Genomic DNA, 12,553 nt, shown 5'->3' with positions numbered 1-12,553 from the left:
CTCTTTGCATAACAATCACAGAGCGAAGACGCCATGACTGCCCTGCACCTGAAATGCCAGACCCTGTTTGACGGCACCGGACTGCAAATCCGCCAACAACAGACATTGATCGTCGAAAACGGCTTGCTCAGTTACGTCGGACCCACCGCGCTGGCACCTGCTCCCAAACCCGGCGATACCCTAGTGGATGCAGGGGATGATTTCGTCATGCCGGGGCTGGTGGATGTGCACACGCATCTGGCCTTCGGTAACGCGCAGAGCGAAGAAGACATAGATCTATGGACCAGTGACGAATTTCGCGCGTTGCGCGGGATGTTCTTCGCGCAACACGTGCTGGCCGCCGGCGTCACCAGCATGGTCTGCCCCGGCGACAGCGGCCAGCTCAGCATCGCCGTGCGCAATGCCGTCACCGCAGGTTTATTCGAAGGTCCACGCATCGCGGCCAGCAGCCGCGTCATCACCAATCGCCAGAGTCTCAATGACTGGTTCCCGAGTCGGGTCGGCGCCCCGGAATACTTCACGGCGCAGTTGGTCACCAGCCGTAGCGACGCACTCGCGGAGATCCGCAAGCAGGCCAAGGACGGCGTTGACCTGATCAAGATCGCCATGGACGGCACGCACCGTCGCCCCAACGGCGAAATCATTGCGGCCTTTACCGCCGACGAAACCTTCGAAATGGTTGAGGAAGCGCATCGTCTGGGCTGCAAGGTCGCCACGCATGCCTACGGTCGCGAAGCCGTGATGTACGCGGCGCGCGCGGGGGTTGATCTGGTTTTCCATGCCTTTTACATGGACGACGCGTGCATCGAAGCGTTGCTTGAGGCCGGCAGCATCCTTGCCCCGACCATGACATTCCCGCAGAACACCGTGGATTTCTGTCAGTCCCATGACCCGGCGATCAGCACGGGTTATGCCGGTTATTGTGCTCGCACATTGGAGGTCGGTTCGGCGGTACTCAAACGGGCCAAAGCGGCTGGCGTACCCTTTGCCTGCGGCAGCGACAGCGGCTTCGCGGTGACGCCTTACGGAGAGTGGCATGCTCGTGAGCTGGAGTTGCTGGTGACTCGGCTTGGATTCACACCGGCCGAAGCGTTATACGCCGCGACCGCTGTTGGTGCGCGCTGTATGCCGCGCGGTGAAACACTCGGCTCGCTGCAAGTGGGCAAGCAGGCGGATTTTCTGCTGCTCGAGGGTTCACCGCTGAACGACATTCGCATCCTCCAAGATCGTTCGCGCCTCAAAGCGGTGTACAAGGCCGGCCAACCGGTACGCATGGATCGCAGCCCCTACAACCCCAAGCAAGTGTCCGATTTCAACTCGCTGAAATGGACCGATCTTTACACCCGCGACCGCGTGGCCCAACTGGGCAAGTGGGCCGTATGAGGACTCAGATCATGCAACGACTCGACTTGCTGACCGCCACGAATATGGCGAGCGATGCCATCCGCATCGCTCGGGAAACCGGGATCAAGCCCTTGGGCGTCGCTGTACTGGATACCGCCGGTCATCCCTTGGCGATATTGCGCGACGAACACGCCACTTTCCTGCGCACGCAAATCGCCACCGGCAAGGCGCGTGGCTGCCTGAGCATGGGTTTTGGCGGACGTGAGCTGGCGCGGCGCGCGCAGGCCATGCCGGCGTTTTTTGATGCGATCAACAGTTTGACCGGCGGCGAGGTGATTCCGGTGGCGGGCGGCGTGCTGATTCGAAATGCCGAGGGCGTGGTGCTCGGGGCAATCGGCATCAGCGGCGATACCTCGGACAACGACGAACGTTGCGCATTGCTGGCCATCGCCAAGGCTGGATTGGTCGCCGACAGCGGCGATCAGACAGAGGGTTGATCGAGTAACGCGGCCTGTTCCAGAAGCAGGCCGCGAAACCACTGCATGACCGGGTCATGTTCTTGATAGGGATGCCATTGCAAGACTTGAACGGCCTCTGGGAAAGCCAGCGGCGCCGGGTGGACGCGTAATGGATAACACTGGGCGAAGCGTTGCGCCTGTCGTCGAAACACCGTGGCAATGCGTGCGGTACCGACGATGAATTGCGGCATCAGTACAAAGCTTTCAACGGTCACGGCCACTTGTCGCTCAATGCCGAGTTCAAGCAGGTGCATGGCATCCATCGCCAGGTTGTGCCCGTCGGCAAACTCGCGCACCACGTGCGCTGCGGCGCGATAGTCGGCCATGCTCAGTTGCTCGGTAAACTCTGGCTGCTGGGCGCAGACGATACAACAGAGCTGGTCCGTCATGAGCGGCACATGGGGATAGGCCGGGTTCACCCGTCGCTGCGGCACGATTACGCAATCACTGCGCCGATAATCGAGCGCTTCGCTGACGACATCACCGTCGCGCGGGACAGGCATGTCGCGCAGGCTCAAGCGAATACCCGGAGCGATACGCGCCAATGCATGGCTGACCGCAGGGAGCAGCACATCGGCGACATAATCGGAGGCTACCAGAGTGATGTGTCGGTCGCAGTTCGCCGGGTCAAAATTCAGGGGTGCATCGACGATCTCCCGGGTCAGTGCCAACGCAGCACGTACCTTTGGCAGCAACTCCAGACCCAGCGCTGTGGGTTCCAGGCGGCGCCCGACTTGTACCAGTAACGGGTCGTTGAAATGTTCACGCAAGCGGCCCAGTGCCGAACTGGCAGCTGACTGCCCCAAGCACAGACGCTCGGCCGCCCGGCTGACGCTGCATTCGCTTAACAAGGCGTCCAGCGCAACCAACAGATTAAGGTCAAGGCGTCGATATCGCATGTGGGTTCCGCTGCAGGTGATGGTGACGTCTTTACGCCCGGTTTGCGGGCAGGATCAAAAACGAATCATGACCTTAGCGAGCTGTGTCGCAATGCACCAATCGCGTGTTTGGTGGGAAGGTATCGTTTACGCAGATACCAGGCGCCACTGCGCGTGAATTAGTTACTCAAGGGACGCCACTAGCGGAAAGGTCAACACGCGCCATCGAGGATCCAGCAGGTAAGCAAAAGCCCTGCGATCACTTTTGATCGAAAGTAACTTATAGGTTGCTCGAAAATTGATGCTCGTGGACGGTAATCGGCCACTAGCGGTCGCTCGTGAGCGCTAGCTTCCGACCAAGGCAGGTGGCCGCTCGAAAACATGAAAACCTGGTCTGGTAACTTCTGGCCGATAGCTGCCATCCGCCACCGGCAGCTATCAGCTGCGACGCCCGTACATCTGGCCCAAGCAAGCCAAGCCACTCACAACACCTGTCCGCAGGTTTGTCCTGCCTGAACTCCCAAACCCGCACAAAAAAACCACCGATGCGTTGTCAGTTGATCCTTTTCAGCCTATCTTCAATAAAACCTATACAGCCAACCTGTATGCGTACAACCTTTTCGCCCGACAGTGTCCCTAACCCGCACCGCCACGAGTAACCCGAATGAGCCCACTATTAGCCAGCCATTACCGTGAAATCCTCGTTGGCGTCGGCGAAAACCCCGAGCGTGAGGGGCTTTTGGATACGCCCCAGCGCGCCGCCAAGGCGATGCAATACCTGTGCAACGGTTACGGGATGAGCCTGGAAGACGTCACCAATGGCGCGCTCTTCGAGTCGCAGAGCGATGAAATGGTGATCGTCAGTGATATCGAGCTTTATTCGCTGTGTGAGCACCATATGCTGCCGTTTATCGGCAAGGCGCATGTGGCGTATATCCCCACTGGCCGGGTGTTGGGGCTTTCGAAGGTCGCACGGGTGGTCGACATGTTCGCGCGGCGTCTGCAGATCCAGGAAAACCTTACTCGGCAGATTGCTCAGGCGATCCAGCAGATCACCGATGCTGCCGGTGTCGCGGTGGTTATTGAAGCCAGGCACATGTGCATGATGATGCGCGGCGTCGAGAAGCAGAATTCGATCATGACCTCCTCGGTCATGCTTGGAGCCTTTCGCGACAGCTCGACGACGCGGCAGGAATTTCTCCAGCTCATCGGCCGACGCTAGGCCTATACACAGCCTCTTAACTGTACAAGCTCAAGGAGTAGGCACATGACCCGATTTCTCCTGCTGTTAGGACTGGCGCTCAGCATCGCAAGCTGCGGCAGTGTCGATGTTGCTCGTTACGCGGATCAGCAACCGGCACTGAATCTGGAGCAGTTTTTCAGTCAGCCCGTCAAGGCCTGGGGGATGTTTCAAAAGCGCAACGGCGAAGTGGTCAAGCGGTTTGAGGTCGATATTGCCAGCCGTCGTGAAGGTGAAAACCTGATCCTCGACGAGCGCTTCCGTTACAGCGACGGCACCCGTGAGCGTCGGGTCTGGACACTCACTCCCGGGGGCAATGGTCAGTGGAGCGGTCGCGCGCACGATGTGGTCGGGGTTGCGCAGGGCCAGATTGCTGGAAACACCTTCCACTGGCGTTATCGCCTGAACCTGCCAGTTGATGATTCGACCTACGAGATGAGCATGGACGACTGGATGTACCTGGTCGACGAGGACACGCTGATCAACCGCACCAGTATGTCCAAGTGGGGTATTGAGGTCGGCCAGGTGACGGTGTTCTTCCGGCGCCAGAACGCTGGGGCGAACCCATGAGCAGTGGGTTGACCCTGGCCTCGTTCGGCGACGGTTATCGCGCTCTGGTGATCGGCGCCAATGGCGCCCTCGGCACGGCGTTTTGCCAACATTTGAAACAGGATCCACGCTGCGCCAGCGTCCGTGCGCTAGGACGAAAAACTGCGCCGAAGCTCGACCTCGAGCAGCCCGAAACGATCGCCAGCGCCGCCGCCGAACTGGCTGCCGAAGCGCCCTATCACCTGATCATTCACGCGGCGGGCCTGCTCCATCGCGACCAAGTCAAACCGGAAAAAAGCTACAGCGCAATCGAAGCCGAGTCGCTGCAGGCCGTGTTCCAGGTCAACACGCTGGGGCCGGCGTTGCTGCTGCGCGACTTTCTGCCATTGCTTGCGCCTCAAGGCGCGATGGCGATGCTTTCGGCAAAAGTCGGCAGCATCGGCGACAACCGTTTGGGCGGCTGGTACGCCTATCGCGCGTCCAAGGCTGCGCTGAACATGTTGATCAAGACCGCCGCCATCGAGCTTTCGCGCACGCGCCCGCAGAGTCGCTTGCTCAGCCTGCACCCGGGCACGGTGGTCTCGCCGTTGTCGCAACCTTTTCGCGGAGCCTCAAGCGCCCGCCCGGCAGACATTGCCGCCGGGCAATTACTCAGTCTGATTGACACGTTAACGCCGGCCGACAGCGGCCATTTCTTCGCCTACGATGGAGAACGCCTGCCCTGGTAGGCAAGGAGTGAAGCATGAATCTGCAAACCCTCACCGAACGTGCGGCCAACAGTGAAGTTCGCGAACTGGAGCTGCTGTCACTTGAAGGTGGTTTTTATCTGGCGAGAATTCGCGTGGATCAGGGCCAATTCACCTTGCTCGATGACGCGGCCAAGCCAATGCACCTGCGTTCGATCACCCACCTGCGCGACTTGCTGCAAACCGTGCCGGCGTTTCCCTGCGTACTGGTGCAACAATGCGTGCACGACGAAATGTGCGGTCGGGATTCAGGGCCGGTTGAAGAGCTGCGCATTCCATTTTCGCTGACCACGCCTTTATGAGTCTCAAGCGCGGCTAGCGCTGAATGGCGGGCTGATAAGACGCGCGTCGCCCAAGGGCGGCGCATTTATCGAACCCCTGCCCCGTCCATGGGTCTGCTTCACATCGATTCCCTGGAAGTAAAACCCATGTCCACTCAACACACGCTTGTCCTGCTTGCCCGAGGCGGATACGCCGCGCGCGGCGTTCTGTATGGGATCATCGGCATCTTCGCGCTGTTGGCAGCGCACGACTCCACCAAACCGAAAGACAGCCACAAGAGCCTTGAAGCATTGCTCAGCCAGCCCTTCGGTTACGTGCTGATCGGTGTTGTGGTCGCCGGCCTGCTGGCCTTCGCCGCCTGGCGTGCGCTGCAAGCGATCCGCGATGTCGACCACCACGGCAGCGAGTTCAAAGGCCTGGTCATTCGCGCAGGTTTGCTCGCCGGCGGCCTGGTCAACGCGGCGCTGGCCTTCTTTGCCCTGGGTCTGTTGGTGAGTGGCCTCAGGAGTTCGGGCGGTTCCGGCGATGGCAAGACGAAGGATCTGCTCGCGCAGCTGCTGTCATTCGAGCACTCGAACCTGTTGATCTACCTGATTGCGCTGATCCCGCTGGGTGTCGGTATCGCCCACATCATCAAAGGCTGGAAGGCCACGTTCGAGAAATACTTCGAAGCGGATGACGAAGTGATGCGCTACGTGCGCCCGGTGTCGCGCTTTGGCTTGATCGCCCGAGGCGTGGTGTTTATCGAGATTGCAGTGTTGATGGTGGTCAGCGGCTCGGTTTACCAGGCGACCAATCCACCCGGCATGAAGGAAGCGCTGGATGCTTTGCAGAATCTGCCGGCAGGCGGCGTGCTGTTGATGCTGATGGCGTTGGGGCTGATCGCGTTTTCGGTGTACAGCTTTTCCGAAGCGGCCTGGCGCCGGATCGAAATGGATGTGCCGTTGTAAGCGGCGATTCGAGGGGGCGTTTGCCCCCTCGACTGCTTCCCGTCAAGTAAACAGATCAACGCCCAACTGGAACGCTACCCATAGCGCCAGACCTGTAGCAAACATCAGCGCGATGTTTTCAAACAGGTTGTTGCGGTATTGCTTGTCCAGCAACGATTTCTGGTTGGACATGATCAGCAAGCCCAGGGAAATCACCGGCAAACCAATGATGTTCAATGCGCTGACACCAATGGTCAGGGTGACGAAATCCGGCATGCCCGGCATCGACCAGATCAGCGGCGTGACCAGGATGAACAGCATGAACCACTTGTGCATCGGGTCATGATGAAACTCTTTGCCGTACTTCTCGCGACGCTCAGGACGAACATGCTGGAAGGCATCGGTGATCAGCATCGGAAACGCCGTGGTCTTGCCTGAAATACTGGCAAACAGGGTCGCGAACACACCGATGAAGAACACGTACCAGCCGATCGGGCCGAAGAAGATTTCCAGCGCCTTGCCCAGATCGCCCAAGGTTTTCACCTCGATGCCGTTGGGCCGCAGGATTTCCGCACCGACGATCCAGATCGCCAGGTTGATGATGATCCCGACGAACACCGCAAACAGCAGATCGTTACGCTGAATGCGCTTGTGCTGCGGCCCGGTCCAGCCTTTCTGGCGCATGACATAGGGGTGCACGAAGTTGGCGATCGAGCCGGCAACCGCGCCGATCACTGAAACCGCCACCAGCAACGCGCCATGCACGCCTTCGTCCGGTGGAATGCTGAAGCCGATGGTGCCTTTGATGATGCCGCTGACATCCGGACCGGACATCACCGCCAGGGCGATGAACGCCAGGGTCATGATCGCCAGCAGTAGCTTCATCACGCCTTCGATCATCGTGTAGATGTTGCGCCCGACCAGCATCCAGACCGCCAGCACCACCGCCACCGAGCACAGCAATGGCTGATCGATCTTGAACAGCATCGCCAGCGACTCCCCTGCCCCCTTGATCATGTAGGCGTTCATCAAGTGCCCCATCAACAGGGCATAAACCAGCATGAACCAGGCAAACACCGGGTTGAGCTGGGCATAGCCCTGCAGAATGGTCATGCCCTGGTTATTGCACAGCTGGAACCGGGCAATGATGTTGACGATCAGGTATCTCAACAGCAAAGAGACCGCCAGCACCCACATCATCGCGTAGCCGTAATTCGCACCGGCCACTGAAGACGTGATGAGATCGCCCGCACCGAGCCACGACAGCACGGCGATAATGCCGGGGCCGAGCAGTTTCAGCGTACGCAGGAACAGGTTTTGCGGTTTTGCAGCGGCCTGATGATCGAGTGGAGCCATGCTCGTCATAGGGGTATCTCCGTTATTGTTTTTGTGAGAGTTGTTGCACTGCGCACATTAGGTAGGATGTCGTACAACAACGCTAACGGGAGAGTATGTAGAAATGTGTCAAACCTCAATGACGACGGCCCTCTCCGATCATTTCTGCTGATCAAAATCATCTAGAACAAGCATGTGAAATAAGCGTAGCGACGTTACAGGCCGACGAAATAGCCATTGATGCCCCAGGCAGTCACTCATAGGATGACTGATCACAACAACAATAAGGCTGGGAATGATGAAAAGAACCCTCTTGATCGCTGCGCTCGCCTCTACGTTGAGCGTGACGGCTAACGCCGCTACCTACGCTTACATCTCAAGCCCCGGCGACGGTCTGATCTCGCAATATCGCCTTGATCAGAACAACGGCGCACTCACCCTCGTTGAACAGGTTCAGGCCGGTGATCAGGTCAATCCCATGGCCCTCACCCCGGACGGCAAAGTGCTGTTTGCAGCCTTGCGCGTCAAACCTTTTCAGGTGCTGGGTTACCGGATCGATCGCCAAAGCGGTCACCTGACGAAATTCACCCAAGCTCCGCTGGCAGAGAGCATGGCCTACTTGTCGACCGATCGAAAAGGTCGCTACCTGCTCGCCGCGTCCTACGGCGCCGACACCCTCAGCGTTCAGAAGATCGGCGAGGATCAGCAACCTTCCGCCGAGATCGTTCGCTACAAGACCGGCCTGCATGCCCATTCGATTCGCACCGAGCCGAGCAATCGCTTTGCCTACGCTGGCAACCTGGGCACCGACAAGGTGCTGCAATATCGCCTGGATGCCGAGACTGGCGAGCTCAGCCCGATCGGCAACGGCTCGGTCAGTGTCCCGGATAAAACCGGCCCCCGGCACCTGGCGTTCTCGCCGAACGGCAAATTCCTTTACGTGGTCGGTGAAATGAGCGGCACCGTGACTGCGTTTTCTATCGACGAGGCCAGCGGCGCGTTGACCCGAATCGCTGAAACCAACGGCATTCCCGAGCGATTGAAACTGGCCCACGGCGAAGTTCGGGATGCGCGCAACAACGATTTGAAAGACGATCCGACCCCGCGCATCTGGGCTGCCGACCTGCGCATGTCGCCGGATGGAAAACTGCTGCTGATGAGTGAGCGCACCAGCAGCAGCGTTTCGGCATTTGCCGTGGATCCGGCAACGGGAGGACTGACGTTTCTCGACAACTACCCGGTGCAAGAACAGCAACCACGTAACATCGCCTTCTCCCCGGATGGCCACTGGCTGCTGGTGACGGGCGAGAAAAGCGCCAAGGTCGGTACGTACGCGGTGAGCAAGGATGGCGCGCTGAAGCGTGTCGGTGAAGCGGCATCCGGCAAAGGCGCATTGTGGATCGAGATACTGCAAACGCCTGACGCTTGAATATCTGCGGAGCAGCAACTGCTCCGCCGTCCTGCAACTAATACCCCGCCGCTTCGGTCATTAGGTTTGCCGAGGTTGATACATTTACGCAGACCTCACTTTCAAGAGACTGCCCTCGTGATCAGCCATCTCGATCGCCGCAACAACCGCTCGCTGGACAGTCTGAATTTCTTTCTCGCCGATGTCCGCGACGGCCTCGGGCCGTACCTCGCCATCTACTTGCTCGCCGTGCACCACTGGGACCCGGCCAGCATCGGTGTAGTCATGACCCTCGCCGGTATCGCCGCGCTGGTCACGCAGACACCGGCCGGTGCGCTGGTTGACAGCAGCCGGGCGAAACGTGCGCTGGTCATCATCGCCGCGCTGTTGGTCACGGTGAGTTGTCTGCTGCTGCCGTTCATTTCGTCATTCAGTCTGGTGGCATTGACTCAAGCCTTGAGCGCGGCGGCAGCGTCAATCTTCGCCCCGGCGATTTCCGCGATCACCCTGGGCATCACCGGCCCACGAGCATTCACCCGGCGTACCGGTCGCAACGAGACGTTCAACCATGCCGGCAACGCGTGCGCGGCGTTATTGGCGGGTTTGTTTGCCTATCTGTTTGGTCCGGTGGCGGTGTTTTATCTGATGGCGGTCATGGCGCTGGCCAGCGTGATTGCCGTGCTGTTCGTCTCGGCCGAAGCGATAGATCACGACGTCGCGCGCGGTTTGCAGCCTGGCGATCAAAGCCATCAGCCGTCCGGGTTCAAGGTACTGCTGAGCAATCGCCCGTTGCTGATGTTCGCCCTGTGCTGCGCGCTGTTCCACTTGGCCAACGCGGCGATGCTGCCGCTGGTGAGCCAGAAACTCGCCCAAGCCAACTTGCACATGGCCACGCCGCTGACCTCGGCGTGCATCGTCGCCGCGCAACTGGTCATGGTGCCAATGGCGCTGCTGGCCGGTGCGAAAGCCGATGTCTGGGGGCGCAAACCGTTATTGCTGGCGGGTTTTCTGATCCTGCCGCTGCGTGGCTTGCTCTACACCTTCTCGGATGATCCGTACTGGCTGGTCGCCGTGCAGTTGCTCGACGGCGTCGGCGCTGGTTTGTTCGGTGCGCTGTTTCCAGTGATGGTCAAGGATCTGACCCTCGGCTCCGGGCATTTCAATGTCAGCCTCGGCGCGCTGACCACAGCGTTTGGTCTGGGCGCGGCGCTGAGCAATGGGCTGGCCGGTTTTGTCGTCGAGGCCGCCGGTTACAGCGCGGCATTCCTGACCCTTGCCGCAATTGCAGGGGCAGCGTTTCTGCTGCTATTGATCGGCGTTCCGGAAACGCTGCAGCGGACTGAGCAATTCGAGTCCGCTGCAGTTATGGGCCAAACCTGAGCTAATCGCCACCGCAGCCATCGCCTAAAACGCTGTAAGTGGCGACATGCCGCTGGCCGTGACTGTCTTCATAGACGACCTCCACCGGAACAATTCCGCAGGCGGCGCTGGTGTCGGTGATGCTGATGGTTTTGGCGATATCCAGTGGCACGCCGGTTTGTGCAGGTTCGGTGGCGGCGAACACGTTGCCGGCGAGGATGGTCAGGGTCAAAGCAATAAACGTTTTCATCGTGTGATCTCTCTATAAAGGGGAAGGAACTCAGGCCTGACGTTCGGTCAGCAATTGGCGCGCGGAATCGGCCATGACCGGCAGCGCTCCGGCGAGCATCAGGACGTCTTTGAGCACCAGGCGTCCGGCGCCGGACAGATAGGGAAAGCCATGCTGACCATCGCCCAGCGCAGCGACCCAGGCTTCAGGCGTGGTGACCAGAAAGCTCAGGGTCACCAGCGGCGTAGCGAACGCCAGCGCGCCACCGAGCAGGCCGGTGCGGCGGGAAAGCGGGTTGGACAGGACCAGCAGACCGATGACGATTTCCGCCACGCCAAGCCCGGTGGAAAAACCGTAGGTGTTGTTCGCGGTCTGCCAGGCGCGCTTGTCGGCGTTCAGCTCGCCCTCATGGGTCAGGTGCGCCTTGTAGTCCTGCGGGTGTTCGTAGAAGAACGACATCACCGGGCTGTTGGCGACGAAGGGCGTGATGCTGTCGGCTTCGTACGGGACGAATTTCAGCGCGCCGATCCACAGGAAGACGATGGCGATGGCCACGCGCATCAGCGGGATACCGAGGCGATCGAGTTTGCCGAGCTGTTGTAGTACGGCGTTGATTGAGGTGAACATGCGACTTCTCCAGATCAATGAAAGTGGAGTCAGTCTGCGCTGCTACCGAATCGCGCTTTTGTCGGTCATGCTCAACGTCTTGCTCAATCGTCTCAACTTTGCGGATTCCTTCGTGATGGGTGCCAATGAACTCGCTCGATAAGCTCATCAGCCTGGCCAACGTGCGCGGCAGCCTCGATCTGCGTTGCCAGTTTCAAGGCGACTGGGCGCGCGATCATCAACAGGAAGCCTTGGGCAAGGCGCCCTATCACATCGTGCTTAAAGGTGAATGCCGGGTGGAACTGGCCAGCGGGCAACGCCTGGCGATGCGCGCTGGCGATATTCTGCTGTTGCCACGGGGTACGCCGCATGTGCTGCACAGTGCCGGCAAAAATGTAGCGCCGATGTCGCCAACGCTGGTTCCCGGCGGGGTGTTGCCGATCTATCGGCTGGGTGGCGCGAGCGCCGATCTGGATATGCTCTGCGGTGGTTTTCATTACAACCGCGCGTCGATGCTGTTCGCCGCCCTCCCCGATTACCTGTTGATTGCCAACGATGGCTTGCCGATTGATGCGCCACTGACCGCCCTGATTGCGCTGTTGCGCAGCGAAGCCGACAGCGAACAGCCGGGTGCACGCTTTCTCCTCGATTCACTGTCCCAAGCCTTGTTCACCTTGATCCTGCGTGCGCACCTGGCCCGTGCGGAGCAGGACAAGAGCACCCTGGCGCTGCTCGGCGACCAGCGCCTCGGCCGGACCTGTCAGGCGATATTGGCCGACCCGGCGCACGAATGGACCATCGAAGCCATGGCCGACACCGCAAACATGTCTCGTGCAACGTTCATGCGCACCTTCGCCCGGGTCGCCGGTATTTCGCCGTGGGTGCTGCTGACCCAGTTGCGCATGGAGCTGGCGTTCAGTCTGCTCAGCCATTCGCATCTGGGCCTGAACGACATTGCCGTGCAGGTCGGCTACCAGTCGCAAGCTGCATTCAGCAAGAAATTCAAGGAAACCTACGGCGAGGCCCCGGGCAAAGTCCGCCGCGCGATCTGATTGAATGGATCGCTTTGTATCAGCGTGTAGCTTTCGCCGACACAGATACATACGCATGCGAAGTTCGGCCGTGCGCAC

The 12,553-nt window shown here is 59.7% G+C and carries 14 protein-coding genes; 10 read left to right on the top strand and 4 right to left on the bottom strand.

From position 1 onward, the window contains the following. Positions 1-33: 33 nt before the first annotated feature. Positions 34-1,383, top strand: coding sequence for an amidohydrolase family protein (locus tag F8N49_RS00115; RefSeq protein ID WP_151550531.1), 1,350 nt, complete (start codon positions 34-36; stop codon positions 1,381-1,383). An 11-nt stretch (positions 1,384-1,394) separates the two neighbouring features. Continuing rightward, positions 1,395-1,841 (top strand): heme-binding protein, encoded by a 447-nt coding sequence (locus F8N49_RS00110; RefSeq protein WP_122750426.1) that lies wholly within the window; start codon positions 1,395-1,397, stop codon positions 1,839-1,841. Here F8N49_RS00110 and F8N49_RS00105 read toward each other — a convergent pair. Further along, entirely contained in the window at positions 1,826-2,761 is a 936-nt protein-coding gene (locus F8N49_RS00105; RefSeq protein ID WP_151550529.1) for a LysR family transcriptional regulator, read from the bottom strand. The genes F8N49_RS00110 and F8N49_RS00105 overlap by 16 nt on opposite strands. Before the next feature lie 643 nt (positions 2,762-3,404). Between F8N49_RS00105 and folE the strand changes: the two genes are divergently transcribed. The 5 genes from folE (at position 3,405) to F8N49_RS00080 (ending at position 6,507) form a co-directional block, all read left to right on the top strand. Beyond that, a complete protein-coding gene (gene folE / locus F8N49_RS00100) occupies positions 3,405-3,962 on the top strand; it encodes a GTP cyclohydrolase I FolE (RefSeq protein ID WP_041480339.1) in 558 nt (185 codons plus the stop codon). Between the two features lie 45 nt (positions 3,963-4,007). Next, complete coding sequence (locus F8N49_RS00095; RefSeq protein ID WP_095180044.1) at positions 4,008-4,550, top strand: DUF3833 domain-containing protein; 543 nt, start codon at positions 4,008-4,010, stop codon at positions 4,548-4,550. Next, on the top strand, positions 4,547-5,257 hold the full coding sequence (locus F8N49_RS00090; RefSeq protein ID WP_151550527.1) for an SDR family oxidoreductase: 711 nt from the start codon (positions 4,547-4,549) through the stop codon (positions 5,255-5,257). Before F8N49_RS00095 ends, F8N49_RS00090 begins: the two co-directional genes overlap by 4 nt. A gap of 14 nt (positions 5,258-5,271) precedes the next feature. Beyond that, positions 5,272-5,577: a DUF6482 family protein gene (locus tag F8N49_RS00085; RefSeq protein WP_016774774.1), complete on the top strand. Its 306-nt coding sequence runs from the start codon at positions 5,272-5,274 to the stop codon at positions 5,575-5,577. A 126-nt stretch (positions 5,578-5,703) separates the two neighbouring features. After that, the gene (locus F8N49_RS00080) at positions 5,704-6,507 is read left to right on the top strand and encodes a DUF1206 domain-containing protein (RefSeq protein WP_151550525.1); all 804 of its coding nucleotides are present in this window, start codon (positions 5,704-5,706) and stop codon (positions 6,505-6,507) included. A 42-nt stretch (positions 6,508-6,549) separates the two neighbouring features. Here the strand turns inward: F8N49_RS00080 and F8N49_RS00075 are convergent, their stop codons facing one another. Continuing rightward, complete coding sequence (locus F8N49_RS00075) at positions 6,550-7,842, bottom strand: Nramp family divalent metal transporter (RefSeq protein WP_371699886.1); 1,293 nt, start codon at positions 7,840-7,842, stop codon at positions 6,550-6,552. Positions 7,843-8,116: 274 nt separating this feature from the next. Here F8N49_RS00075 and F8N49_RS00070 point away from each other — a divergent pair, with 274 nt between their 5' ends. Further along, entirely contained in the window at positions 8,117-9,250 is a 1,134-nt protein-coding gene (locus tag F8N49_RS00070) for a lactonase family protein (protein WP_151550524.1), read from the top strand. A gap of 117 nt (positions 9,251-9,367) precedes the next feature. Beyond that, a complete protein-coding gene (locus F8N49_RS00065; protein WP_151550522.1) occupies positions 9,368-10,609 on the top strand; it encodes an MFS transporter in 1,242 nt (413 codons plus the stop codon). Position 10,610: 1 nt separating this feature from the next. Here the strand turns inward: F8N49_RS00065 and F8N49_RS00060 are convergent, their stop codons facing one another. Continuing rightward, a complete protein-coding gene (locus tag F8N49_RS00060) occupies positions 10,611-10,838 on the bottom strand; it encodes a DUF2790 domain-containing protein (RefSeq protein ID WP_039762848.1) in 228 nt (75 codons plus the stop codon). Between the two features lie 30 nt (positions 10,839-10,868). Further along, positions 10,869-11,444 carry a reactive chlorine resistance membrane protein RclC gene (rclC, locus tag F8N49_RS00055; protein ID WP_151550520.1) on the bottom strand — a complete coding sequence of 192 codons (576 nt, stop codon included), beginning with the start codon at positions 11,442-11,444 and terminating at the stop codon, positions 10,869-10,871. Positions 11,445-11,569: 125 nt separating this feature from the next. Here rclC and F8N49_RS00050 point away from each other — a divergent pair, with 125 nt between their 5' ends. After that, positions 11,570-12,475 (top strand): AraC family transcriptional regulator, encoded by a 906-nt coding sequence (locus F8N49_RS00050; RefSeq protein WP_151550519.1) that lies wholly within the window; start codon positions 11,570-11,572, stop codon positions 12,473-12,475. The last annotated feature ends 78 nt before the right edge of the window (positions 12,476-12,553 follow it).

Source organism: Pseudomonas sp. GXM4, from assembly GCF_008923895.1.
In the GTDB taxonomy this organism is placed as follows: domain Bacteria; phylum Pseudomonadota; class Gammaproteobacteria; order Pseudomonadales; family Pseudomonadaceae; genus Aquipseudomonas; species Aquipseudomonas atacamensis.
Note: the sequence above shows the minus strand (reverse complement) of the source record. Positions and strands in the feature narration are given on the sequence as shown.

Excerpts from the sequence above, each read along its gene's own strand:
- F8N49_RS00115 (WP_151550531.1), top strand. The coding sequence starts at position 34 with ATGACTGCCCTGCACCTGAAATGCCAGACCCTGTTTGACGGCACCGGA.
- F8N49_RS00110 (WP_122750426.1), top strand. The coding sequence starts at position 1,395 with ATGCAACGACTCGACTTGCTGACCGCCACGAATATGGCGAGCGATGCC.
- F8N49_RS00105 (WP_151550529.1), bottom strand. The coding sequence starts at position 2,761 with ATGCGATATCGACGCCTTGACCTTAATCTGTTGGTTGCGCTGGACGCC.
- folE (WP_041480339.1), top strand. The coding sequence starts at position 3,405 with ATGAGCCCACTATTAGCCAGCCATTACCGTGAAATCCTCGTTGGCGTC.
- F8N49_RS00095 (WP_095180044.1), top strand. The coding sequence starts at position 4,008 with ATGACCCGATTTCTCCTGCTGTTAGGACTGGCGCTCAGCATCGCAAGC.
- F8N49_RS00090 (WP_151550527.1), top strand. The coding sequence starts at position 4,547 with ATGAGCAGTGGGTTGACCCTGGCCTCGTTCGGCGACGGTTATCGCGCT.
- F8N49_RS00085 (WP_016774774.1), top strand. The coding sequence starts at position 5,272 with ATGAATCTGCAAACCCTCACCGAACGTGCGGCCAACAGTGAAGTTCGC.
- F8N49_RS00080 (WP_151550525.1), top strand. The coding sequence starts at position 5,704 with ATGTCCACTCAACACACGCTTGTCCTGCTTGCCCGAGGCGGATACGCC.
- F8N49_RS00075 (WP_371699886.1), bottom strand. The coding sequence starts at position 7,842 with ATGGCTCCACTCGATCATCAGGCCGCTGCAAAACCGCAAAACCTGTTC.
- F8N49_RS00070 (WP_151550524.1), top strand. The coding sequence starts at position 8,117 with ATGATGAAAAGAACCCTCTTGATCGCTGCGCTCGCCTCTACGTTGAGC.
- F8N49_RS00060 (WP_039762848.1), bottom strand. The coding sequence starts at position 10,838 with ATGAAAACGTTTATTGCTTTGACCCTGACCATCCTCGCCGGCAACGTG.
- rclC (WP_151550520.1), bottom strand. The coding sequence starts at position 11,444 with ATGTTCACCTCAATCAACGCCGTACTACAACAGCTCGGCAAACTCGAT.
- F8N49_RS00050 (WP_151550519.1), top strand. The coding sequence starts at position 11,570 with ATGAACTCGCTCGATAAGCTCATCAGCCTGGCCAACGTGCGCGGCAGC.